Genomic DNA, 26,329 nt, shown 5'->3' with positions numbered 1-26,329 from the left:
CTTTCCGATTGACTGTTTTCGTCTATTTCTTTTTTCATTGTTGCCGCTGCTGACGACTTTTTTGCCTACTCTTCCGTATCTTGGGCACTGTCATCATCGGATGTGCCTGTGATCAAACCAGCGCTGCTCATCTGGCCGTAACCAAACGATGCATCTGCGTCCGACAAATTCATATCGCTCAACTGAACTTCATCGATTTCCAATTCATCACGCAGCGTATTCGAGATGCGCAGACGCTCTTCAGGATCCACATAATAATAGTAGATCTCATCGTAATAAAGTTCTTCGCCGGCAATCGTCTCCTGCGTAAACGTATCAAGAGCATCCACGTAGCCAGACTTGATGTCGAGCAAATCATCAAACGATAGGTTCGTTTGGATGTTCACTTCGACAGCACTCAAAATCTTCTTGTAGTTCGTGACGCTGTCGATGCTGATCAGCTTATCCAAGATCGCTTTGATGACCATCCGCTGTCTGTTTTGACGACCTAAGTCACCTTCCGGATCTTCCTTGCGCATCCGGGCGAAAGCCAGAGCATCCCATCCATCGGCAACGACCGTTTCACCCTCGACGAAGGAAGAACCCTCAAATTCGAAAGTCAGCGGACTCGTCAATTCGATGCCGCCGATTGCTTCGACGATATCATGCAGTCCCTGCATGTTGATTTCGACATAATAGTCGATCGGCACATTCAGGTATTCCTGGATGGAGTTGATTGCCATCTCGGTACTCCCGAATGCGTAGGCATGCGTAATCTTGTCATTATACTCCGGATAGATGTTCGTTTCATAGCCTACCATTTCGGCATAACTGTCACGCGGCACACTGACGACTGTCGTTGTTTTGGTGTTCGGATTCACCGTCGCGACGATGATGGTGTCCGAGCGTCCGGTGCCCTCAGCGATTCCGTCCCCGTACATGTCGATCCCCAACAACGCAAATGAGATCGGATGGGTTGCATCGACAGAAACCTCTTCTTTCCGCATATTTTGCGTTTCGACATCCTTGAAAACACTTTTCAATGTGCTCTCGACATCGTCATAGACGGTCCAGAATAGCGCGAAAGCTACAAGAATAACGCTCATCAATGACAGCAGAATAATTCGGTTCCGTTTTTTCTTTTTAGAATAATTGCTTCTTGTTTCATTCATCGGTTCGATCCTCTTTCTGAGCAACACAGCTGCAAGCCAGCCCATCACCCTGCTTATTATTGCTTCATCAAGTATAGAACAATTCCAACAAATGAAAAAGGGCTAATAAAAAACTTAACAAAAAAGAAAACATATCGCAAAAATAACAGCAAGCAATTTTCAACAAGTCCAAAAAATCCCTTCACAAAAGCATTTATGGATGACGACTGTGCCTCCTAATCCTTTTAAAACGCTTTCATTTGCGTTATAATATGTTAAAGTGGTTAAGTTAATCAGGTGAATAAACCTATCAGGACTTGACCTCTTGTATTGTTTCCGGCTCATTATGCTTTGATTTTATAAATTCCAGGAGATGATTGATATGGTTACGTAGCCCTCAACCCCACCACAGCAACAAATGATTCAATCAATTGACTAGGCTTGTTTTCTGATTTAGCGATTTAAGGAGGGCTGAATTATGAAAAAAAGTTTGCTTTTCCTGCCTCCTTTCTTAGTCATATTTATGATGAACGGCCAGCTGCCGGATGCATCCGCAGCAACAGAAGGGACATCAGAGAATACCGAAATGCTGCCATCAGATTCCATTCTCAACGAACCGTCGCCAGGTATTCAACTGCCGGAAACAGTGTTCGAAACCACTGACGCAAGCACACCCGCAACAACACCTTCGGAATCCCCGCCCGCAGAAGTGACCGAGCCGGATGAGCAGATGACGGAAACACCTGCAACACCTACTGAACAACCTCTGCCGGAAACGGCCGATCCGCAACCACCCGCAGAAACACCCGCACCGGCGACCACGCCTGATGAGGTAGCGACCGATCCGGAAGCAACCGCTCCAATCCCTCCAACCACAGAAACAACCACACCTGATACACCTGCACCCGAAACAACCCTACCTGAAGAAAACACAATGGCAACGCCAGTAGAACTGCCAATGGAACAGCCCACAGAAGGAACAGAAGCTCCCGCCACACCTGAACCGACTACGGAGATGCCGGAAATCCCAACCGAAGAACCTATGCAACTGATGGCCGCAGCAGCCGTCAGCGACTTTTCCGGACCTTCGCAAATCATCAATTCAGTGAACATTTCGGATAACGTGATCGCGCTGACCTTCGATGACGGCCATTCCTACGGTAACCTTTCCGACATTCTTTATAATTTGAATTATTTGGGCGTAAAGGCGACGTTCTTCATGAATGGCGATGCCGATGCTTCATTGCTGCAACAGATCGTTGCGGACGGCCATCAATTGGCTAACCACACTTACTCGCATGGCGACTCCACGACACTATCGTCATCCGCCTTGGCTAACGACATCAACTTGATGGAAGACTACATTCAGGAATCGACTGGGACTTCATCCTTACCTTTCTTGCGCCTCCCTTACGGCTCCTACAACAGTTCCGTACTGGACACGGTGGGCAGCCTCGGCTACCAATACACAATCGGTTGGGACGTCGACACGCTCGACTGGACCGGCATTTCGGCTACTGCGGTCAGTAACGCGGTCGTCAACAGTGTCAGACCCGGTTCCATTGTCCTGATGCACGCCAGCGTCGGTGCTGCCAATACACCGGAATCACTTTGGTATTCCATCGCAGCTCTGAAGCAAGCCGGTTACAGTTTCTCCACAGTCAGCGATCTGTTGGCGTTGGGCGGTTATTACTCCGCGGACGAAGAAGTGCCGGTTGAAGAGGATTATTCGGATGATATCCTATCGGAAGTCATCAACCAAGTCAACACAGGCGAAAAGACCATTTCCTTGACCATCAGTGATGCCTCCGATGCCGAAAACGTCCGTGAAATCTTGGCGAATCTGGCCACAATGGACGTGAAAGCAACCTTCTTCCTGAATGGTTTGACCGATCCTGCCGTGATCAAAGAAATCATTCAACAAGGACATGAGATCGGCAACCATACCTACACACACGACGATGCCACCGAGATGACCGTGGACGAAATCGTATGGGAACTAAATGCAATGGAAACTTTGGTGCAGGACAGTACAGGCGGAGCCACAACCCGTCCTTACTTCCGGGCACCGATGGGTGAAACCAATGATGCAGTCCTGGCCACCGCTGCCAGCATGGGATACATGTACACAATCGGTTGGACCGTGGATACGCGTGATTGGAGCGGTACAATGACGGCAGCCCAGGTCAGTTCCGCCGTCGTTAATAACCTGGCACCTGGCGCCATCTTCCTGATGCACGGCAACAGCTCCGCAAATACGACACCCGCAGCATTACTGCAGATGATCACAGCCATCCGCCAACTCGGCTACAACTTCGCCACCATCAGCGATTTGCTCGCATTGGAAGGCTCCTATCCGACAACACCGGGTGACCCACCGATCGAACCAGAACCCGTTCCGGAAATACCTGCCAATACGAAACCAGCTGAACTCGTGAACCAAGTCAACACCGACGTCCCTGTCATTTCCTTGACAATCAGCGACGCATCCGGAACCGAGAACATCAGGCAGATCCTCAACAACCTCGCGTTGTTGGGCATAAAAGCCACCTTCTTCCTGAACGGCGCGACCGATCCGGGCGTGATCGACGACATCCTCGCTCAAGGCCATGAAATCGGCAACCATACTTACAGCCATGAGGATGCCACGCAAATGACACAGACCCAATTGAAGAATGACCTCAATAATTTGGATCAACTCGTCCAAAATGCTACAGGTGAGAGCACAAAACCTTACTTCCGGGCACCGATGGGTGAAACCAACGCAACCGTTTTGGCAACAGCCGGCAGCCTCGGTTATCAATATGCCATCGGTTGGTCCATCTCAACAAGCGACTGGAGCGGAACACAGACGGCAGCCGAAATCAGTTCCGTTGTCGTGAACAATATCGCACCTGGGGCCATCATCCTACTGCACGGAAGCCCCGATGCAACCAAGACACCAGCGGCCATCCTGCAGATGGTGGCAGCAGTGCAAGCACTTGGTTACAGATTCGAGTCCATCAGCGGGCTGCTTGCTTATCAAGGCATCTACACTGGCGAAGTGCCTGTCGTAGTCGACCCAGGTGAAGATGAACCGGATTACGGCACCGGACCTTCCCGATTTGTCAACCATGTCGATACCGGACAAAACGTCATCGCCCTTACTTTTGATGACGGCGACGATTACACCAATCTGGCCGACATACTCTACAACCTCAATTACCTCGGCGCGAAAGCCACCTTCTTCCTGAACGGCACAACCGATCCCGGATTGATGGCTCAAATAGTCGCATCCGGACACCAAATAGCCAACCACACCTACTCCCACAATGATGATTCCACATCCCTTTCAGCCGATGCATTGGCTTATGACTTGGCGCTGATGGAGGAATACATCCTGGAAACTACCGGCGTATCCTCCAAACCATATTTCCGTGCACCAGCAGGGGTATATGATGATGACGTCTTGGAAACGGTCGGCAGTCTCGGCTATGCCTACACCATCGGTTGGACCCAGGATACACGCGACTGGGAAGGACTTTCGGACATTGCGATTGCAGCAAGTGTCACCGATTATCTGGACCCAGGCTCCATCTACTTGATGCATGCGAATCCGACTGCTGTCGGAACATCTGAATCCTTGTGGTACATTGTTGCCGAAGCCCGTAGACAAGGCTTTGAATTCGTCACAATCGATGAACTGATGGCGTTGGAAGGCGACTACAGTGATGGCAGTGGCGGTGGTGGGATCGATGTTTCCGACGGCGTTTCCCAATTCATCGAACAGATCGACACAAACCAAAAAGTAATTTCCCTGACCTTTGACGATCTTGGCGACAGCGAAGTCCTCCAAGGGATCCTCGATGTTTTGGCGGAACTTGACGTCAAAGCGACCTTCTTCTCTGACGGAACCGCCGATCCGGATATGCTGTATCAAGTCGTTTCCCAGGGCCACGAACTAGGCAACCACAGCTACTCGCATGAATTCTCTACCTACTTGACCATCGCAGAATTCACGGCTGAACTGAACGCATTGGAAAATAAGGTAGTGAACGCAACCGGAGCATCCACCAGACCGCTCTTCCGTCCGCCATACGGGGATTACGATCAGTCTGTTTTGGAAACGCTCGGCAGCCTGGGCTATGACTACACTATTGGCTGGTCTGTCGACAGCTTGGACTATCTTGGAACGCTTTCTCCAGATGAAATTGCCTTCAATGTCCTGGATCAATTGGCCCCGGGCTACATCTACCTGATGCACGCCGTTCCGGAATCCGCCAACACACCAGCTTCCTTGTACGAAATCATCAACACGGCCCGCGAACTGGGTTATTCCTTCGCTACCGTCAGTGATCTGATCCAACTCGAGGGCGTCTACACGACAGATCCGGTCGATCCGACAAATCCCGTCGATACCACGGTTTCGCAGTTGATCAATAAGGTCACGACCGGTGAAAAAGTCGTTTCCTTGACCATCAGCGATGCCTCCGATGCCAATAATCTACGGCAAATACTGGCGAATCTGGCCCTGTTGGATGTCAAGGCAACGTTCTTCCTGAACGGCTTGACCGATCCGACTCTGATTGATGACATACTCGCTCAAGGTCACGAAATCGGCAACCATACCTACAGCCACGATGATGCCACGCAAATGACCACCGCCCAACTGACGACCGACCTCAACAATCTGGAACAACTGGTCAAAAATGCCACCGGCGAAAGTACGAAGCCGTACTTCCGCGCTCCGATGGGGGCAACCAATGCTTCCGTTTTGGCAACAGCCGGCAGCCTGGGCTATGACTACACAATCGGTTGGACGGTTGACACGCGTGATTGGTCCGGAACCTTGACGGCCAGTCAAGTCAGCTCTGCTGTCGTGAACAATCTGACACCGGGGTCCATCTTCCTGTTGCACGGCAACAGCTCAGCCGCCACTACACCGGCAGCGTTGCTGGAAATGATCGCAGCCGCACGTGCACTCGGCTATGAATTCAGGACCATCACAGGTTTGTTGGCGCTCCAAGGCATCTACCCTGACCCGGTTGACCCGGTTGATCCCGTCGATCCTGTTGATCCTGATCCACCGATCATCACGATACCTTCGCAACTGGTCAATCAAGTCAATACCAACCAACAAGTCATTTCCTTGACCATCAGCGATGTATCCAGTGCTGAAAATCTCCGCCAAATATTGGCGAACTTAGCCCTATTGGATGTAAAAGCAACCTTCTTCCTGAATGGGCTCACCGATCCGACTTTGATCGATGATATCCTTGCCCAAGGCCACGAAATCGGCAACCATACTTTCAGCCATGACGATGCCACTCAAATGACGACCGCTGAATTGACGTCCGATCTGAATCAATTGGAACAACTGGTGAAAACAGCTACCGGCGAAAGCACAACTCCTTATTTCCGCGCTCCGATGGGGGCAACGAACGCAACCGTATTGGCGACAGCCGGTAGCCTAGGCTACAGCTACACAATTGGTTGGACGACCGATACCCGTGACTGGTCCGGAACACTTTCTGCCAGCCAAGTCAGTGCAGCGGTCCTGAATAACCTTTCCGCCGGTGCTATCTATCTGTTGCACGGCAACAACTCAGCCAACACGACACCAACTGCATTGTTGGAAATGATCACAGCCGCCCGCGCCCTCGGTTATCAATTCAGGACCATCAGCGAGTTGCTTGCCTATGAAGGCGACTACAGCTATGTAGAACCTGAACCGGAATTCGCTATCCCTGTGCTGGATGAATTCGGGAACATCACCAACCCGGTCATTACCCGAAACGACGTAACCGACGTCTATAATCCATTAGGGACCGCCGATCCGTTCATCATCCTCGTCGACGGCGTCTACCACATGTTCTTCGAAGTTTTGAGGGACTACAATATCGCAACGCAAAGCTTCACGGACAGTGTTGCACACGCCTACAGTACCGACCTCGCCAATTGGACTTACACTCAAGTGGTCTTAGGTCCGGAAACGGACGGCATCCGTGCTGCCTATCCAAACGTTTTCGAGTACAATGACAACTACTACATGGTTCCGGATCAAGCCGGCAATGTCGAAGCCTTCTTTGCTACTTCCTTCCCACTCGGTTGGGACTATCACTCCACTTTATTGGAAGGGAACTTCGTTGACACAAACGTCTTCGAAGTCGGCGGTACATGGTATTTGACGACCTCCGAGCAACCTTACAACAGCATCTCCTTGTACTACAACACGTCCGGAGACTGGCGCAATGGAGAATGGCAACTGCATCCAGCCGGCCTCATTATCGAAGAGAACTGGTCTGAAAAAGGCTACCGCGGCGCCGGCAACCCATTCGTGTACGAAGACTACATCGTGATGCCGGTCCAAGTGACTCCGGTCGCCACGAATGTCTACGGCGAATACACAACTTGGTACAAGCTTTCTGATTTGTCTCCGACAACCGTCACAGTCGAGCAGCTTGGCACCGCTGTCGAAGCACAGCACAACGGTTCCTGGAACGACTTGGCTATGCACCACATCGCACACGCCCCTTACGGCGACGGCTATGTCTTTGTGGTCGACGGATTGGCTTATTACGCAAACGGAACCGGCCAAGCCGAGTACACCATCGGCCTCTACACCGCGAACGTTTGAGTCTAAAGTTCAGGCTAAAAAAACGCGGAAGCAACCAAGCTTAGTGGTTGCTTCCGCGTTTTCTTCTTTTGTCCTGCTTAAAACATATTATTATTGAGGCAGAATTACTTTCTGAATTTCCCGAGTCCCTTGTTGATCAGGCTACCCAAATCGTTCCTTTCCATGATGTCCGGAATCGAAAGGACGTAATGCAGCCCTGTCCCGGCCGGTTTGCCGTAGCGTTCGATCAGGCGCAGCTTGCGTTCGTAGTTCTTCTTTTCCTTATCCGACAACCAGGACGCATTGTAGTGATGGATCGTGTAGGAATTTTCGGTCAGGCTCATCGCCCCGGTGTAGTAATCACGCGGGCAAAAATAGGCTTTCGGATAGATGCTGATGCCTTCGATTTGCTGGAAGGTATCGTTCTGCTTCAGGCCTTTCTCCAACAGATAATCGGTCGTGTAATGCGGACTCGGCAAAGTATTGAAGCTGCCGTCCGGATTGATGAAGGAGACGCCTTCGTAGACATCGCGCATAGCTTTGATGTGCGGATTGCCCTTGGCGGCGCCGAACCCCAATCCCAAAGCGACGAACTTGCCGTCCTCGAAGCCCATGAACGCTTCATCCTCCAGCAAAGGATCCATGTTGCGGATGATTTCCACATCCGTATCCAAATAGATGCCGCCCTGCGTATAGACGATGTCCAGACGGGCATAGTCTGGCACGAAACCCCACTTCTTGACATCGTAGGCCTCTTTCATGTAGCGGTTTTTGCTTATGTCATAATTGCTTTCGTTCCATTCGATGATTTCGTAGTCCGGACAGAACTTTTTCCAGCTTGCGATGCAGGCTTGATCCTTCTCCGGGATCGGTCCGCCGCCGAACCAGCAGTAATGGATGATTTTCGGTATCTTAGTCATCAATTTCACTCCTTTTTTGCTTCTGGTTATCTGCGCAATACTTTATTCACAAGCGCTTTACGCTCGTTTTGATTCAACAGCACGATGAAGTTGAAGGCGATCGCAAAGAGGCTCGTCAGGATGCCGGCAACAATCAGCATCAGCCAGCCGTCGATCTGCAGGAAGTTGCGGATCAACAAAGAGAATGCCGAAGCCACAACGACCGATAATGTATTTTTCAGGATCGAGGGATAGAAGGCCGTCCATTTGATGTTGAGGCAGTGCGCCCCGTAAATCGGCAGGAAGAACAGCGATCGGATCACCGCAAAGGCCGTGCTGGTCCCTGCAATGATATACAGCTTCAAAGTGTCGTCGCTTGTGAACTGCATGGCCACCAAGACGATGACGATGGTGACGATCGAGTTGACGAACATGTAGATGGACGTCTGCTTGACTTTGTTCGTGGCCGTGAAGAGATTCCACAGCCCTTCCAACGGCAAGACAAACATGAACTCGATGCACGACAAGATCGTCAACATGTACAGGAGATGCGCGTCTTGGGTCGGCACCCATAGCTTGTAAAAGATTTCCCCATAAGCGAACAGCGCCGCCACCGGGATGCAGGCGAACAGGCCGAGGAACTTGATCGAGGACATCAACTGGTTTTTCATTTCTTTGTAGTCATTTTGTGCGTAGCTGATCGTCAGCTGCGGCGCATAGACGCTCGCCAAAGTCCCGAACAAAGTCAGTATAGCGCTCGGCACCGTTTTTGCGACCGAAAGCACGCCCATCGCAGCCGAACTGACGTACAGGTTCGTAACCAACAGATCAAGACCGGTCGACAGGATCGAACTCAACCGCGTGAAGCTGTTCCAGATGCCTGAGGACAACAGCACTTTGATGACTTTCACATCGAAATAACGTTTCCTCACTTTGATATCGGGCGTCAATTTCCGCGTGTAGTAGACATTCCAGATATAGACGTAACCGGTAGCCACGAATGCGGCCAGACCCACGTACCAGACTGACGGCACGAAAATGCTGAAAGCCGCGATCAGCACCCCTACGCGCAGGATATTGGAGATGATGCCCTGCAGGGAGGACAAATATAATTTGTTGCGGACGAACGTCGCCACGCTATAGGTCGACGAGATGATGCTGACCAAAAAATTCAGGAAGATGAACGCCCACAGCCATTGGACGTCGATCAGAATAGCGTCGGACACGTTCACGATCTTGTTCAGATTCAGGATGACGATGGCCGACGGGATGCTCAAAGTCAAAGCCGTCGCGATGTTCGCGATGACTACCGAGGTGAAATAGCGGTTCGATCCCTCCACATCATTTTCAGTGATCTTGATCGTGATGAAACGGCTGGCCATCGAGTTCAAAGCCACGGTGATGACTTGCGCGTAGCTGACGAAGTTGTTCGCCAAACCCACGAACCCATAAGCTTCGCTCCCTACGTGTTCGACGATGAACGGCGTCAACAAGAAGCTGATCCCCATGTTCACGACAAAACCGACTACTTGCGCAATCATGTTGATGGCGAATTGTTTATTTTTATTCATTTTGCCCTCTTTTCTTTCAGAAGAAGGCCTGGGTGGCTCAAGGATGGAATAACCGGGAGCTGCCTGGGCCATCTCCCTGTTTACTTCATTTTTTTATAAGTGCGGTAAGCCCAAGCGATCGGTCTTTCATACGACAGATAGGTGCTGTACATGAAAGCCAATTTCGAACGGCCGGTGCGCTTCAAGGTATTCCGGGCTTGCCTCAGCATGCCTCTGATCGGCGCCTTCGCTTCCGTTTCCTTGCGTGCATCCAATTGCAGATTGACCGACAAAGCTTCAGCGAAGAGCGATTTATAAGTCCGATTGCTCAATTCCGTCCTACCCGCCTCATGGAAAAAGGCTGCCCGTTCGACCAACGCCTCCATGTAATCGAGTTTGTTCTGCAGGCGGAAGCCTGCTTCGCCCATGATGCTGTCCTCACGCTGCCAATAATAATACAACGGCTTTTTCGACACCACCGTCTGCGGCGCGAAATGGAACAGCTTATAGGTCGTGAACTCGTCCTCGTGCAGTTTGCCGACCGGGAATCGGATCGATTCGAACAGGCTGGCGTCGAACAGTTTTCCGCAGGCCATGACCAATTGCGGATGGAAGTCATCGCCCAAGTCGATGTATTTCGCCAGAATCGCGTCGTTCTTCATGACCGTCACCATTTCCGGTTCGCTTGCCTGGGGTAACTCCTCCGTCGTCGTCTTCAGGAAATTGCAGAGCGAAATGGCGCTGCCGGTTTCCTTCAACAACTCATACAAATAGGCGATGTACTCGGCCGGAACCCAGTCGTCGCTGTCCAGGAAAGTCAGGTAGGCGCCCTTCGCTGCGGCGATGCCGGCGTTGCGGGCAGCCGACAAGCCACCGTTCTCTTGGTGGATGACGGTGATGCGGATGTCCTTCTCGGCATAGGTGTCGCAGATTTTGCCGCTGTTGTCCGGCGAACCGTCGTCCACCAGGATGATGTCCAGGTTTTTGTATGTTTGTGCCAAGATTGAATCCACACAGCGGGGCAAGTACGCCTCCACCTTGTAGACCGGCACGATGATGCTGATCAATTCACTCATCTCAATACCCTTTCTTTTTGGCTTGGGCGGCTAATCAGCCCTTGCCCAATATGGCCTTGATTTTGTTGAATACGCTGTAATACAGGTACAATGTCACGCTGGCTTGTTTCTTAATCAAGTTCAGCTCCAGTTTTTTGCGGGGTTCCACTGCATCCAGATCGATGGTTCCAAGGACGGCAGCCAGTTCTTTATCTGCTACGATTGTCCCGATGTTGCGGATTTTTTCGCGGAAAGTCGCCGGATTGTCCGTGTGGGCTTCGTTCGCCAGCGAAAGCAGCGCGATGATGATGTAGCGGTTCGCCATGCGCGGTGCCAAGGCGGCTGCCTTGCCCTCGCGGACCAGCAACTGCTGCAGGTTCGCGAAAGCCTGCTTCTGGCGCTGATGGAACTGCGCTTTGTAGGCCATCACGGTCGAACTTTCATGGACGCGGTAATGGTAGTAGGCGCCCTCGTCGATGGCGATGCGGTCGCATTTCAGGAAAGCCTCGACGCAGACCAGCAAGTCTTCCATGAAGGCGACTTCCTTGTCGAACCAGATGTTTTCTTTTTCAAGCAGTTCGCGCTTGATCAACAGGCGGCAGACGCTGCCCATGATGTCCGTTTCCCCGCTCCTGAAGCTCGGTTTGGCGATGACATTCGCGACAATGGCATCAAGGATCGCTGCTTTTTCGATGACTCCGCGCTGCTTCATCAATACAGGCTCGGTGCCGTCTTTGGTCTCTTTGACATAATTGCACATGCAGACTTCCGCTTGGGCGGCCGTCAGCGTCGCAAGCATGCGTTCGTACATATCGATATCCACCCAGTCATCCGGATCGACAAAGCCCACATACTCCCCTGTCGCTGCGCGCAGACCGTCATTCCGTGCTTCCGAAACGCCGCCGTTCGGCTTGTCGATTACACGGATACGGTCATCTGTGGAAGCCAGGTGGACGCAGACAGTCAGACTGTCATCCGTCGATCCGTCGTTTATCAGTATGATTTCGGTTTCCTTCAGCGTCTGACCAGTCAGACTGTCGATGCATTGCTTTAAATAAGGTGCCGCATTGTAGACCGGCACGATGATGCTGACCATTGGTTTCACCCTAGGTCCTCCTCCCGATCCTGCCCGTGCAGGATATATTGGCTGTGGATGCACTGCTAAGTACGCGCATCTTGCCCATTACCTTCTAGTATAAGTCAATTAACCGGAATGAAAAAGGAAAAATAACAATCTTAACGAAATTGTTAAGGCTTGATAAGGCCGGAGACAAAAAAAAAGACGAGATGCCTGATCTCGCCTTCTTAGCTTAGGTTATTGCAATTCCAGTTCCGTTTTCAAAACCTCTTGAACCCGGTTCAGTTCAGCTCCGTCCACGAAGCTGTAGTAGATGTCATTCCGCAGACCACCCACGCCGCCTAAGTGGTCCTGCTTGATGTTGGACACAGCAGATACGTACCCATTTTGCTGCAATGCCAGATAATCGCTCATCTGCAGGTTGGTTTCTACGTTAGCGGACAAGGAATACAAAATATCTTGATAGCTCAATAACATATCCGTTTTCATCATGTTATTGATGATCGCTTCAATAACCAAACGCTGGCGGTCTTGTCGGCCAGTGTCTTGTGTCGGGTCCTCTTCGCGCATACGCGAAAATGCCAATGCTGCTTCACCGTCCATCTGATTTGAGCCTTCCACGAAAGTATAGCCCCTTGATGTGAAGGCAAGCGGGCTATTGACTGTGATGCCGCCTACCGCATCAACCATCTGTTTCAAGCCCTCCATGTTGATGGATGCGTAGTAATCGATCGGTATGCCCAATAATTTCTGGACCGTATTGATCGCCATTTCGGCACCACCGAACCAATAGGCGTGATTGATTTTATCATAGCTGTCATTACCGACGATTTCGGAAAAAGTATCCCTTGGTATGCTGACCATCGTAGTTGTTTGTGTCTTAGGATTGACCGTCACCACAATCATCGAGTCCGATCTTCCGGCTTCGGTTCTCCCATCGGCACCGTTATCGATACCCATCAACAAAATCGAGATAGGCGTCTGTTGCGTCAAATCAACCCCAGCCTCCCTGACTGCTTGGGTTTCTACCGGAGTATAGATAGCATCAGTTGTTTTGTTCAAATTCCGATAAACGGAATAGACATAGCCACCTGCTGTCAAAATCAATGCGGCAAGCACACCGAAGAATATTCTCAAACCCCATCTTTTTTTGCGTTTACGTTTTCTTTTTTCAGGCATTTCCATTCCCCTTCTCTATCCTAACAAGAAAACACAGCCTCAACTGAAACTGTGTTCTCTGGTTTTAGTGATCAATAACTTGAATCATATGTCTCTGTATAAGGATCCTCTGCGTAATTCGAAGCCGGTTCCTCATAATAGTAATCTTCTGTATAGGTTTCTTCAGTATAGTTTTCTTCGTAATACGGATCGGAATAGTTCGGCGTATAGACATCACTCTGGCCGTATGTCGAAGAGTCATAAGAAGAATCTGTAGCAGAAGAATCCGTTTCATACGGCTGCGTTCCCAAAACAGGTTCGTTGAGGGAAGTTGAGATATCCGCCAACGACACTTCCGGCAACTCCAGTTCCTTCCGCAGGATGTTGGACAGACGCAACCGCTCTTCCGGATTTACGTAATAATAATAAATTTCATCGATGTAGGTTTCTTGTCCTTCAACATAAAACTGTTGGAAGGTCTCCATGGATTTGCGGTATCCGCTGGCGATCGAAATGATTTCGTCCAGGGATATGTTCAACTGGACGTTGTCTTCCAAGGTGGCCAGGATATTTTTGTAATTCACGACTGTCCCCATCGTCAGGACCTTATCCAGGATTGCTTTGATGACCATCTGTTGTCTCTTCTGTCTTCCGAGGTCTCCATCCGGATCCTGTTTGCGCATGCGGGCAAACTGGAGAGCTTCGAATCCTGTCAGATTACGCGTTTCGCCTTCGATGAACTGTGGACCGTAGAAGTCAAAAGTCAAAGGACTTGTGATTTCGATTCCGCCGACTGCATCGACGATGTCAACCAAGCCATCAAAATTCACTTCCACGTAATAATCGATTGGGATATTCAGGAACTCTTGCACCGTATTGATCGACATTTCCGTGCCGCCGAAAGCGTAGGCATGGTTCATTTTGTCGTAATAATCCCCGTAATAATCATATAGATTGCTGTAGCCCATAATTTCCGAATAAGTATCACGCGGGATACTCAACAAAGTCGTCGTCTTGGTATTCGGATTCACCGTACAAACGATGATTGTGTCGCTCCGTCCCGTTTCCGTCCGCTCCTCTTCAGCGGTACCGGTGTCGACCCCCAATAACAAGAAGGAAATCGGCTGAGTGGCTGTTTCGACTTCAATCGACTCTTCCCGCATCTCGACAACGCTCACCTCGTTGTAGATCGATTCCGCGGTGCTGCCGATATCGGAATAGGCCTTGAACATATAGGCGATAACGCCGATCATCGCGACCATCAGGATGGATAAGACGGTTCTCAAAATCCGCTTTTTCCCCTGTCTGCTTTTTCTGGTTTCATTCATTTATGCCGTTCCTCTTTCTCCTGAAAGAAAATTAGTGCCCACAGCAAGCATCCAGCAGGAAAATCCCTGATCCATTCTGTACTTGCCGGCAATAGTCTTTCATTACGTGTTTTATTGAACATACATCCAAAATAATGTCTCTTCCTATATAAAAAGCAACCCAAGGCGCTTGTCATAGAATCTTAATAATATTATCAATAAACTGCAGAACATTCAAGACGCTTTCGACATTAGTAACACAACCGAAATAAACATGCCAAAAACCCGACCCCCTACTCCGCAACAAAAAAATCAGTCAAAGAACACGAAAAGCTGTTCCTCTGACTGATTTCATTCTGGTTGGGCAGAAACAACAAGAACATTAGTTTATGCGCCAAACAAACTTTCGGAAAATGAGAGCCAGATCATGCAGCTGCGCAGATGGATTTTCTGATGGCAGCCTGTTATCTGACTCTAAAAAAACCGAATTTCCCCCGCGAAAAAGAGCGCGATTTCGATTTCCGATCTACCTCAACGGGAGCTTCGGTGTGCATCGCATCACCATTCAGCAGATTTTTTGCGTTTTCCCGGAAATAGCGGACCTTGTCCGTGCCGAAGTCCTTTTCCAGTTGGGCAAAGGCTTTCTTATAATAAAAGCCTCTTCCCCGCGTATTATGCGCATCTGATGCGATAATATGCACGAGATTGGCTTCGATCAAACGATAGCTTAAACGCGCAATATCCTTGCCGAATACCCCCATGTAGCTGGCCGCTGTCACTTGCGCCAATGCTCCTCGCTCAATGAACGGCAATAATATATTTGGATCATCAATGATCGCCTGGTTCCGTTCCGGATGAACGATTACCGGCGTGATGCCTTTTTGTCTAAGTTGAAAAAACAATACTTCAGTATACTCTGGGATCGATAAAGTCGGAAATTCAATCAACAGATAGCGTCTTTCTTCATCGATGAATAATATGTCCTCATTCTCAATGTCTTTAATCAAATCGCCATTGATACGGACTTCTTGACTCGGGTATAAGGTAAGCTTGATTCCTTTGTGGTCCAATTCATTTTGAAGTGACTCCGTAGCCGCCACGACGGCAGCTTTCGGATTCAGATATTTCCCATTGTGATGATGAGGTGTCACTAGGATATGAGAGATCCCTTCTGCAACAGCATTTTCAGCCATTGCAAGGGAATCTTCCAGCGTGCGGGCACCATCATCGACACCGGGCAGGATATGGCAATGAAGATCGATCACTTCGCGCCCTCCTCGCTCGTGTAACCATATCCGTAATAGGCTTGGTCACTCCTTTTCTCAACACCGTTGAACACAACACCCAAGATGTTCGCATTCACCATTTCCAGCAGTTCTTTTGCGTTCGATACGGAGGCTTTTTGAGATACCCCATAACGGACCACAAACACTACGCCGTCCGCCTTTGAAGCCATGATTTGCGCATCGGTCACCGATGTCACCGGAGGCATATCATAGATGATGATGTCGTACATTTCCTCAAGTTGTTTCATCAAAGCGTTCATGCGGTTAGAGTTCAGCAGTTCCGACGGGTTGGGCGGAATCGGACCGCTCGTCAACGCATGCAGATCGGTTCCGACAATTTGCTGAATGATTTCAGTTGCAGCCTTATCGGGGCTGCTCAACAAAGTAGTCAACCCTTCCACATTGCTCAAGCCGAATGTCCGTTGCACAGTTGGCTTGCGCAAATCAGCATCCACCAGCAGAACACGTTTTCCTTGATCGGAAAAGACTGAAGCCAGATTCGCGGATGTTGTCGACTTCCCTTCCCAAGGGCCTGAAGAAGTCACTACGATCGATTTGACATCGCGGTCAACCATTGAAAATTGGATATTCGTGCGGATGGTTCGATATTGCTCAGCGATTACGGATTTAGGGCGCAACCTTGAAATAAGACTCAGGCCTTTTCGTTGTTGGCTATCCAATTTCTTTATCTTTTTTTTACTAGCTCCAAACATATATTATCGTCTCCTATACGCGGCGTTTCGCATTACGCGATTTTACTTCGGATGTAACTTGAACAAATCGTGTTGAGGACAATTCCTCTTCCGTCATTTGCAATATTGGCCCTAAGTTAGACCAGCCCAGTTGCTCAATGAATTTTTCGTCCTTGACTGTCTTATCCATGAATTCGGCTAAGAATGCCAGCCCGACACCGATCATCATTCCGACCAACAGTCCCAAAACAAGGTTCATTGGCGTATTCGGAGATACCGGATTCGGATCTGCGATGGCTTGTGATAGGATGGTCACACTGTTGACATCCAAAATCTCACCGATTTTTTGTTCAAAAGAGGATGCTGTCGCATTGGCCAGTTCCGCAGCAGTGTATGGGTTCTCATCGGAAACCGTGATTCCGAACACCAAGGAGCTGTCCTCGGTCTGGACTGTCAATTTGTTGCGCAGCTCCCCAAGCGTAAGGTCGGAGCCCGTGCTGGTGATGACATCCTCCAATATGATCGGTTCTTTGATGATTCCCTGATACGTATTGATCAAACTCAGGTTCGTTTGGATATCCGTGTTTGTGATCGCCTGTTCAGCATTCTGGGTCTGATTCACGACGATTTTGGATGTAGATTGGTAAGACGGTGTCACAAAAAAGAATGTATACAACGCAGCCAATAATAGACCCGCCAAGCTCCAAGTGATGATGGACCCGATCCGTTGTTTCAATATTGCGAAAATTTCACCTAACGATATTTCTTCTTCCATGATTTCCCTCCTGAAAAAAACTCTGAGTGGCTATAAATAGCACCGTAATTAAGAAAAATTGCCTGCTGAGGGCATATTTCTCTCACTTTAAAATAGTTTACTATACTATGATTGAAATAACTATAATTATTCTTATTGGAATTTTTTATAAAATTTCAGACAAAATCAATCTCGGACATACTCAATAATTAAGTAAGCTGATTTTCGAAAAAAACATTTTGTTGTAATCGTCAATATATTAGCATTCCGTTATTTTTGTTGCGTCAACACTTTCGGGCCATCTTTGGTGATGGCGATCGTGTGCTCGTACTGGCAGCTCAACCCGCCGTCTTTCGTCCTGGCGATCCAGCCGTTGTCGTCCATTTTCGACTTCCACGTTCCGGTGTTGACCATCGGTTCGATCGTGATCGTCATGCCTTCCTTCAGGCGCAGGCCTTTGCCGGCTTCACCGTAATGCGGAATCGCCGGGCTTTCGTGCATCGTCGGCCCGATACCGTGGCCGATGAATTCGCGGACGACCGAGAAGCCTTCGCCCTCAACGTAAGTCTGGATCGCATGCCCGATATCGCCGACGCGGTTGCCCACTTTTGCCTGCTCGATCCCCAAGTACAGAGCCTTTTCCGTCACTGCCATCAACCGTTTCACTTCCGGCGAACCTTCCCCGACCAGATAGCTCCAGCAAGAATCGGACATCGCACCCTTGTAGTTCACGACCGAATCGACTTTGATCAGATCGCCGTCCTTCAGCACATATTTGCCGGGGAAACCATGGCAAATTTCGTCATTGACGCTTGTGCAAGTCGCAAATTCGTAACCCTCGAAACCGATCTGTTCGCAGATGGCGCCTGCCGCTTCGATGCGCTCCTGCACAAAATTATTGATTTCCATCGTCGTCAAGCCCGGTTTGATGAAACCGCGCAACTCTTCATGGATGCCTGCCAAAATTGCACCGGATTCTTCCATAGCTTGAATTTCACGTTCAGATTTTAAAGTTATCATATATATTCTATCCTCTTCCTATAAAGTATTCTTTAGTATTATACAGGAAAAAGAGGATATGTTTAAATAAATTTCATCAGGTGATGAAATTCCTGCCGTTTGGCTGCTTGGCCGGAGCTGAGGTATGCTGAGGGGCCGGCAACTCCGGTCAGCGACGCCTTCCCCGGAGTTGCGGCACTGTTTCGGTGCTCTCCTCCGGGGAAGGTGGGCTCGCCGGAGCTGCGGCGCATATATGGCGGCGAACTCCGGCGAGCGACACTTCTCCCGGAGCTGACGCAGCCGGACGGAAAGTGCTGTCCGCGTACGCAAAAAAAGACGACCCCATCCGGGACCGCCCTGTTCAGTCTTTTCCGCATACATTTACAATATATACGAAAGTCATTCTTCATCATGATAGCCGTAATAGTAGCTGTGTTCCTTCTGACCGCTTGACGCGCGGTTGTAGACGACCCCCAACACATTTGCGTTGACGATTTTCAAGGAATCCGCCGCCTTCAGAACGTCCTCTTTCGTGCTCGCCCCGTAATGCACGACAAAGACGGTCCCGTCCGCCCGTCCGGCCAGTATCTGTGCATCAGTGAATCCAAGCAAGGGCGGAGTATCGTATATCACGAGATCGAACCGCTCAGACACATCCTTTTCAAGCTTCTTCATCCTGTTACTGGAAAGCAGTTCAGCTGGATTCGGTGGCACGGGTCCGCTGGTCAGGATTGACAGACCTTCGACCTCGCACGAGTTCAGATAGGCATCGAGCACATTTCCGTTCTGATTGGCCAACAGATTCGTCAGTCCTGATGTGTTCTGTAGTCCGAATTCGCGGTGCACGGATGGACGGCGCAAATCGCAGTCCATCAACAGGACTTGGTTCCCCTGCAGGGCGAAGGTCACAGCCAAGTTGGCGGCCACAGTCGATTTCCCGGCAGCTGGTGTTGCCGACAGGACAATCAGTGATTTCAATTTTTTATCGATCATCGAGAACTGGATGTTGGTCCGCAATGTCCTGAATTGCTCCGACACAGGGGATTGCGGAATGGCCAAGGTGATCAGCCCATATAAGCGGTTGGATTGTTTGTTTTTTTTGGCTTTTTTTTTCACTGCCTCCACCATCATCTTTTCCCCCTTTTGTTGCCCGAATCCTCTTCTTGAATGACATCGTTGTTCTGCAGGATTACGCCGATTTTTTCCCTCGACATGTCCGCAACGGTCACCAGCCGTTCCCGACTCATACCTGAATATGAGGACGAATGCTGTTTAGGGCGCTTCTTGGATTCCTTTTTTACTTCCTGATCGGAGTCACTTTCAATACTAGCCCTAGGACTAGGCCTTTTAGGCTGCTCTTTCGCAGCGGAAAGCATTTCTCCATCAAGAATCCGTTTTGGGATAGCCTCTTTTGCCGATTCCGCCACTTTTGCAGTTTTCGTGGCCGCAAGTTTTTGTTTCTGTAATGCGACGATGGCCAGCTGCTCTTCCTTATTCAATTCGGAAATGGTACCCAAATTTGGCCAGCCGATGGTTTGTGTAATGAACTGATAATCGTCGATCGTCTTCGCCATCGCATAACGTAACAAAGCTACTCCGAATCCGAACAGCAAGCCGATCCCCAGCCCTATCAGCAAGTTATTCACTACGACAGGAGAAACGGGTTTTGAATTGACAACCGCCGCAGAAATGATACTTACATTTTCGACATTCATGATGTCGAAAATGGCACTTTGAAATGTCGCTGCGATTCCATTGGCAATCTCGGCTGCCTCTTCTGGATTCGGTCCCAAAACAGTCAACGAGAAAACCTGTGAATCCTGATTAACGTCTATCACTACCATATCCGCCAATTCCGTGACGGTGTAGTCAAGGTCCAAATCCTCTTTGACTCCATCCAATATGACGGGGCCTTTTATGATGTCTTTGTAGGTGTTGATCATCTGTACATTTGAATTGATGTCATTGAGCTGAATGCTATTGGTCCCATCACCTGTACGGTTCACCAGTAATTGGGTGGTGGAATCGTACATCGGGGTCACAATCAGAAACGTGTAGACTGCTGATAGTATAAGTCCCATGGCGCCAAAGCTTAGGATGATGATCATTCTTTGCCTTATTATTGCCATCAGGTCCCTTAAAGAAACTTCTTCCTTCATCGCATTCCCTCCTAGTATTCGGCTTTTGACAATCAGAATGACAAGATCAAATAGGCATCCGGCGAAAGGGTTTTCAGCGGATCGCAATACCTCTTATGATTGTCTTAATTATACCATATTATCCTAGGTACTAGAAAGGAATCCCCTTATGAGTCAACGTAAGAACCCAGGCTGATTTCCGCGCGGCCTCAGCTCCAAAAAACCAACTGACCCGCGTCACGACCCTTTCCAGATCCTCATCCGTCATCTTGGTATCCGACGGCAGGCACAAGCCTCTGGCAAAGATATCCTCCGACACACTTGTGCCTTCCGGATTGTGGCTGAAGAAATCCACGCCTTTGAAAACAGGCTGCAGATGCATCGGTTTCCAGATTTGTCTTCCTTCAATGTTTTTCGATGCCAGATAGTCCAGCAGAGCTTTCGGGCGCACCTCAGCTTCCGGCCTGATTGTGATGCAACTTAGCCAATAATTCGGTTCACCGTACGCAGCAATCGGCATCATCTCCAACTCCTCGATATCCTGGAAGGCATCCGCATAATAATCGAAGATGTATTTTTTTTTGGCGATCCGTTCATCCAACACGCGCAGTTGGCCCCGGCCGATTCCGGCGACGACATTGCTCATCCGGTAATTATAGCCGATCTCCTTGTGCTGGTAGTAGGGGGCATTTTCCTTTGCCTGCGTTGCCCAAAATTCCACCTTCTCGATTATTTTCTTCTCACGGGCCACCAGCATGCCGCCGCCTGAGGTTGTGATGATTTTGTTTCCGTTGAAGGAGTATATTCCGATCTCCCCGATTGTGCCCGTCATCACACCCTTGTAGGTGGCGCCCAAGCTTTCGGCGGCATCCTCCACTATCGGCACCTGATGTTCATCCGCAATCGCCTTCAGTTCATCAAAATCGGCGGATTGTCCATAAAGATTCACGACGACAACCGCTTTGGGATGTGGATATTTCTCGAAGGCTTTCGCCAACGCTGCCGGCGACATATTCCATGATTCCCTTTCCGAATCAATAAATACCGGGGTAGCTCCCAAATAGATGATTGGATTGGCTGATGCGGAAAAAGTCAGGGAGGGGCAAAAAACGATATCTCCTTTACCCACCCCCAGATACATAAGCGCCATATGGATAGCTGCCGTACCTGAAGAAAGAGCTTCAGCATAGTTAGCTCCCGTATAAGCGCATACCTCCTGCTCGAATCCAGTGACATTTGGTCCTAGCGGAGCAATCCAGTTCGTATCGAACGCCTCTTGGATGTAGTCCATTTCGTATCCCGACATATGAGGCGAAGCAAGCAATATTTTCTTTTCTTTCTTTTCCGTCATTAAAACCGTCTCCCTTCATTTATTGATGCTCACACGCATAATCAATCAGGTTCTGACGGATTTCTCCGACAGGCAACTGCACGAGTTCGTCCGCAAAAGCGAGGGTGTCTTCCAATTTGTAGGTGGATGCTTTTCCGACGAATATCTTTTCATGCGCTTTGCTGTCAAGCATACTTTCATCGGCCAACAGCTCTTCGTAGAGTTTTTCTCCGGGGCGTATCCCTGTTTCGACGATCGGGATATCCCCTTCTGTGTATCCGGACAGCTTGATCATTTTCTTGGCCAGGTCGACGATTTTGACGGGTTCCCCCATATCAAGGATGAAAATCTCTCCACCGTTGGCCAGCACACCTGCTTGGATGACCAAACGGCTTGCTTCCGGTATGGTCATGAAATATCGGATCATCCGGAAATCGGTCACCGTCACCGGACCGCCTTTTTCTATTTGTTCCTTGAATACGGGAATGACGCTGCCGCGGCTGCCCAAGACATTTCCGAAACGCACAGCCGCGAATTTTGTTTTGCCGGGTTCGTTCAGCGCCGTCACGATCATTTCCGCAATCCGTTTCGTCGACCCCATCACATTGGTAGGGCGGACCGCCTTGTCGCTCGATATCATCACGAAGCTCTTCACTCCGGCGGCTTTGGCTGCTTCCGCCATGTTCTTGGTGCCGTAGATGTTGTTCTTGATCGCTTCCCGCGGATTCCACTCCATCATCGGAATGTGCTTGTGGGCTGCCGCATGGAAAACATATTCGGGTCGATAGTGCGCCATCACTTCAAAAATCAGCTTACGGTCCTGCACATCCGCAATCACGGGAACAATATCGATCGTTTTCCCATAAAGAAGACTCAATTCCCTATGGATCAGGTAAATCGAATTTTCCCCATGTCCCAATAAAATGATGCTCCTTGGTTCAAACTTAGCCACTTGCCGGCAAATTTCGGAGCCGATCGATCCTCCCGCACCGCTTATCAGAATATCTTTTCCCTTCAGATTTTCGGAAATCAATTCTTTGTTCAGTTCGACCTCTTCCCTGCTCAACAGATCGACTACGTCAATATCGCGCAGGCGACTGACGGACAACTTCCCGGTCATGACGTCCTCAATTTTTGGCATTTGGTTGACAGTTACACCCACTTGGTTGCAGTAATCCAAAATGCGTTCCATTTCCTTGGGTTTCAATGAAGGGATGGCAATCGTCACCTGATCGATCTCCAGCTCCGCCACCAGCCGAGGGATGTCTTCCTCCCTACCCAGCACCGGAATGCCCATCAACCGGTAGTTGCGCTTCTTATCATCCCTGTCGACGATGCCCACGATTTCGATTTCGTTCGGCCGGTGCATCAGGCTCGAGATGAAGAGGCGTCCGCCTTCCCCGGCACCGACCAACAGCGTCCTTACTTTCCCTCTGCCATCGGAAATGTTCTGGCGGGTAAGGTCCTCATTGCGTTCGCGAAACATGCGCCAAGCCACCCGAAGGCCCGGTATGAAGAACAGGCTGAACAAGTAGGTCAAGAGGATATAGCGGCGACTCACCAGGTCAAAAATACCGGTTGATACGACTGCCGACAGCAAAAAGGCAACCGACAAAATCTGTACATTAATGACGATATCATGGATGTCCGTATAATGCGGCATATTCGAAAACATATGCCGGAATGTGCCCAAAAAGAGGTAGATGACACAAGTGATGCCAACCATCACGTAATAGTAACCATCAGGCAGAGCAATGTAATTTTCCAGAAGCCAGTACGCGAGCAATGCTGCCAAAGTGATACAGAGGATGTCGGCAAAGATCAAAACAATCATTTTCCCCCATAGGGATAACGTCTTCATTTCCAGCACCACCTTACATTCTATTTAATAGCTGGTTTAACCAACTTTTTTTATTGCCTTTTTAAACACGATATTTTTTGCCAGTAGGAGGAAATACCGAAATTCTTGCGTACGGTAAAACATAACCAAGAAAATGAGATTAGGAACTGACAGACAGACGATGGATTTTCCGATAAACGCTGCTAAAGTGGCCCCCGGAATTAATCCGACGCTTGCACCTGTCGCCAATCCGGTAACTACCGTGATTGCGGTATACACGGCATATTTGTAATAATAAGATTTCAGGGGCGCGACAAAGCCCTTCTTGTATAAAAAATACGGTTCTATCCAAAAACAAGTGGTCAACACGCTTATCACAGTACCAATGATGACACCGGAAATTCCTAGCTTCGGTGCAAGTGCAACCGAAATCGCCAAATTGATCACTCCTTGAAACAGAGGTTTATAGCGATCATACCAGTACAGCCCCAATGCCTCCCGAAAGGTAAGTACTGCTCTTCTCATGCCCTGAATATAAAATAGGATAACCAACAGCAAAACTGTACCCATACTCAGCCAGTATTCATTGCCTACCCAGAGTGCGATAAAAGGGTTAATAAGGCAGAATAAGCAGATCGAACTGAAACCAAAAATCCAGAAAGTTGCAAACTGGATTTTTTGGAAAACGGCAAGCAGTTTCTCTTTGCTCTCCGTTGCGCCCAAATTCCCGACACTCGCGGTGATTGCAGTAAAGAACTGGCCCATTATCCCATTCAGGGCAGTGGTGATCAATATATAATTTGAATAAAGACCAACCCAAATCGTCCCTACCATTGCAGCAATCACGATATTATCGGTGGAATTCGTCACTATTTCCCCGATTTTCTGCGATACCATCGCACCGGTATTCTTCTTGATTTCCTGAATCGTGGCACTATCCAGTCGCTCCGTGGCTTTTTGCCGCAAAAATGGATAAAGCTTATCCGCACTCCTTGCCAGCAAAAGATTCTCCAACAACGTACAGACGATTCGCAAAACCAAAAATATGACGTAGTCTTTGGTGAGGTACAGGAATACAATCTGAAGAACATTAACGATCGAGAAAAATGCATAACGGTAGATAGTGACTACATAACGACGCTGATCGGCGATGATCAGATTTTGCTTATAGGCATAAAAATAGGAAATAGCCGAGTTGATGACGAACAGCAGGAAAATAAATCTAATATTCTTAACGTCTGGCACGTCCTTGATCAGGAACGATAAAAAAGGGGTCATGGCTATGCCCAAAACGGCTATCACTGTGCCGATTATGGTATAGGCCTTTTTGTACAGCTGCATGATAGCCTGTACTTTTTTTGTGTCATTTTCCGCTAACGGCTTGTATAGGCTGAATACGATCGCCAGACCAATCCCCAGTTCCACCAACGAAAGCATTGTCAGTATGCTTGTGAACAGCCCATTTACGCCCAGATACTCAGCCCCGAGCGTCCTGATGAAAACCATGCGTGCCACGAAACCGATTGGTACCGCCACCACTTCCCCAACCACCGCTACCGACAAATTAATCAAAGAATTTTTGGTCCGTGACATACTCTCCCCCCCAGCGCTCTTTTGCTTATTTTTTTCTCACTTGCTCCCAATTTGAAAATAGTGGGCATACACCTCGTTTGCCGCTCACGTCCGGACCCTGAATTTACGTTCATGATAGGTCCGCAACAGTTTGGCTGGAATCAAACCGACAATTAACGGCTTGTAGGCATGAAGCTGGTATTTCAGCGGCAGATCAAGCCTTTCCCGCCATTTTTTTTTCAACCTGTATTCACAAATCCTATACTTATATTTTCGTTTAGTGTATGAATCCCTTGCTTCGTAATAATCGACCAACCGATCGCCCAGATTGTAACCCCGGTATCCTTTTTCGTACAATTTGCACCATAAATCGAAATCTTCTGTCCTTTCGGTTTCCGGTCCAGTGGTATACCCGCCCACATCGAGCAGAGCTTCCCTTCTCATCAGGATGGATGGGTGAAGAAAGGTTATCCCATGATAAATATTGAGAGTTGTCCTTTCGCCTTCATGAATGAGACTTCCCCAAATACCATTGTTGTCATACATATTTCGGCTCGTGCCTACCAGGGCATACTCTGGATGTGAATCCAAAAAAGCAACTTGCTTCTCGAAGCGATCCGGATGCGAGATGTCGTCAGCATCCATTCTGGCTATATAGTCTCCGACAGCTACCTTAAGGCAGTTGTTAAGTGTAGGCGCTAAACTGAGGTTCCGGGGATTCCTAAGGAGTTTGATCCTGTCGTCCTTGGCCATCAATCCCTCCAGTATCGTAAAGCTATTATCGGCTGATCCATCATCGCAGATGATGAATTCAAAATCCGTAAATGTCTGATTTAGTATTGAATCGACCGCAGTCGTCAGTTTTTTTGAGTCATTATAGACACCCATTATGACCGATATTTTTGTCATGGTGTTTTCCTCCTGTTCATCGGATCATTTTTTATCG

At 49.1% G+C, this 26,329-nt stretch carries 18 protein-coding genes; 1 reads left to right on the top strand and 17 read right to left on the bottom strand.

The genetic code is table 11. The annotated features are described in order from the left end of the window. Nucleotides 1–65: 65 nt before the first annotated feature. Nucleotides 66–1,151 carry an LCP family glycopolymer transferase gene (locus BMX58_RS04540; RefSeq protein ID WP_068622601.1) on the bottom strand — a complete coding sequence of 362 codons (1,086 nt, stop codon included), beginning with the start codon at nucleotides 1,149–1,151 and terminating at the stop codon, nucleotides 66–68. Nucleotides 1,152–1,608: 457 nt separating this feature from the next. Here BMX58_RS04540 and BMX58_RS04535 point away from each other — a divergent pair, with 457 nt between their 5' ends. Continuing rightward, the gene (locus BMX58_RS04535; protein WP_068622599.1) at nucleotides 1,609–7,746 is read left to right on the top strand and encodes a polysaccharide deacetylase family protein; all 6,138 of its coding nucleotides are present in this window, start codon (nucleotides 1,609–1,611) and stop codon (nucleotides 7,744–7,746) included. Nucleotides 7,747–7,850: 104 nt separating this feature from the next. Here the strand turns inward: BMX58_RS04535 and BMX58_RS04530 are convergent, their stop codons facing one another. The 16 genes from BMX58_RS04530 to BMX58_RS04455 form a co-directional block, all read right to left on the bottom strand. After that, complete coding sequence (locus BMX58_RS04530) at nucleotides 7,851–8,654, bottom strand: glycosyltransferase family 32 protein (protein ID WP_275425216.1); 804 nt, start codon at nucleotides 8,652–8,654, stop codon at nucleotides 7,851–7,853. A gap of 17 nt (nucleotides 8,655–8,671) precedes the next feature. Beyond that, entirely contained in the window at nucleotides 8,672–10,195 is a 1,524-nt protein-coding gene (locus BMX58_RS04525; RefSeq protein WP_068622595.1) for a lipopolysaccharide biosynthesis protein, read from the bottom strand. A gap of 80 nt (nucleotides 10,196–10,275) precedes the next feature. Further along, entirely contained in the window at nucleotides 10,276–11,250 is a 975-nt protein-coding gene (locus tag BMX58_RS04520) for a glycosyltransferase family 2 protein (protein ID WP_068622593.1), read from the bottom strand. Nucleotides 11,251–11,284: 34 nt separating this feature from the next. Beyond that, nucleotides 11,285–12,325 carry a glycosyltransferase gene (locus tag BMX58_RS04515; RefSeq protein WP_239420541.1) on the bottom strand — a complete coding sequence of 347 codons (1,041 nt, stop codon included), beginning with the start codon at nucleotides 12,323–12,325 and terminating at the stop codon, nucleotides 11,285–11,287. 219 nt (nucleotides 12,326–12,544) lie between these two features. Beyond that, complete coding sequence (locus BMX58_RS04510) at nucleotides 12,545–13,486, bottom strand: LCP family glycopolymer transferase (RefSeq protein ID WP_068622589.1); 942 nt, start codon at nucleotides 13,484–13,486, stop codon at nucleotides 12,545–12,547. Between the two features lie 71 nt (nucleotides 13,487–13,557). Continuing rightward, nucleotides 13,558–14,793 (bottom strand): LCP family glycopolymer transferase, encoded by a 1,236-nt coding sequence (locus BMX58_RS04505; protein ID WP_068622587.1) that lies wholly within the window; start codon nucleotides 14,791–14,793, stop codon nucleotides 13,558–13,560. Between the two features lie 443 nt (nucleotides 14,794–15,236). After that, nucleotides 15,237–16,037 (bottom strand): tyrosine-protein phosphatase, encoded by an 801-nt coding sequence (locus BMX58_RS04500; protein ID WP_068622585.1) that lies wholly within the window; start codon nucleotides 16,035–16,037, stop codon nucleotides 15,237–15,239. After that, nucleotides 16,034–16,771 (bottom strand): CpsD/CapB family tyrosine-protein kinase, encoded by a 738-nt coding sequence (locus tag BMX58_RS04495; protein WP_068622583.1) that lies wholly within the window; start codon nucleotides 16,769–16,771, stop codon nucleotides 16,034–16,036. The genes BMX58_RS04500 and BMX58_RS04495 overlap by 4 nt, the downstream gene beginning before the upstream one ends. A 13-nt stretch (nucleotides 16,772–16,784) precedes the next feature. Beyond that, nucleotides 16,785–17,525, bottom strand: a complete 741-nt coding sequence (locus BMX58_RS04490) for a YveK family protein (RefSeq protein ID WP_068622581.1) — start codon at nucleotides 17,523–17,525, stop codon at nucleotides 16,785–16,787. Nucleotides 17,526–17,774: 249 nt separating this feature from the next. Next, the gene (gene map, locus BMX58_RS04485) at nucleotides 17,775–18,524 is read right to left on the bottom strand and encodes a type I methionyl aminopeptidase (RefSeq protein WP_068622579.1); all 750 of its coding nucleotides are present in this window, start codon (nucleotides 18,522–18,524) and stop codon (nucleotides 17,775–17,777) included. A gap of 378 nt (nucleotides 18,525–18,902) precedes the next feature. After that, a complete protein-coding gene (locus tag BMX58_RS04480; protein ID WP_338061249.1) occupies nucleotides 18,903–19,634 on the bottom strand; it encodes a CpsD/CapB family tyrosine-protein kinase in 732 nt (243 codons plus the stop codon). Continuing rightward, nucleotides 19,631–20,662 carry a YveK family protein gene (locus BMX58_RS04475; protein ID WP_068622577.1) on the bottom strand — a complete coding sequence of 344 codons (1,032 nt, stop codon included), beginning with the start codon at nucleotides 20,660–20,662 and terminating at the stop codon, nucleotides 19,631–19,633. Before BMX58_RS04475 ends, BMX58_RS04480 begins: the two co-directional genes overlap by 4 nt. A gap of 130 nt (nucleotides 20,663–20,792) precedes the next feature. Further along, nucleotides 20,793–21,992, bottom strand: a complete 1,200-nt coding sequence (locus BMX58_RS04470; protein WP_068622573.1) for a DegT/DnrJ/EryC1/StrS family aminotransferase — start codon at nucleotides 21,990–21,992, stop codon at nucleotides 20,793–20,795. 19 nt (nucleotides 21,993–22,011) lie between these two features. Continuing rightward, a complete protein-coding gene (locus BMX58_RS04465) occupies nucleotides 22,012–23,832 on the bottom strand; it encodes a polysaccharide biosynthesis protein (protein WP_068622572.1) in 1,821 nt (606 codons plus the stop codon). A 36-nt stretch (nucleotides 23,833–23,868) separates the two neighbouring features. Then, the gene (locus BMX58_RS04460; protein ID WP_068622570.1) at nucleotides 23,869–25,404 is read right to left on the bottom strand and encodes a lipopolysaccharide biosynthesis protein; all 1,536 of its coding nucleotides are present in this window, start codon (nucleotides 25,402–25,404) and stop codon (nucleotides 23,869–23,871) included. 84 nt (nucleotides 25,405–25,488) lie between these two features. Beyond that, nucleotides 25,489–26,292, bottom strand: a complete 804-nt coding sequence (locus BMX58_RS04455) for a glycosyltransferase family 2 protein (RefSeq protein WP_068622568.1) — start codon at nucleotides 26,290–26,292, stop codon at nucleotides 25,489–25,491. Nucleotides 26,293–26,329 lie beyond the last annotated feature (37 nt).

This window comes from Trichococcus ilyis (assembly GCF_900109135.1).
GTDB classification, from domain to species: Bacteria; Bacillota; Bacilli; order Lactobacillales; family Aerococcaceae; genus Trichococcus; species Trichococcus ilyis.
This window is presented reverse-complemented; position numbering and strand designations above follow the sequence as displayed.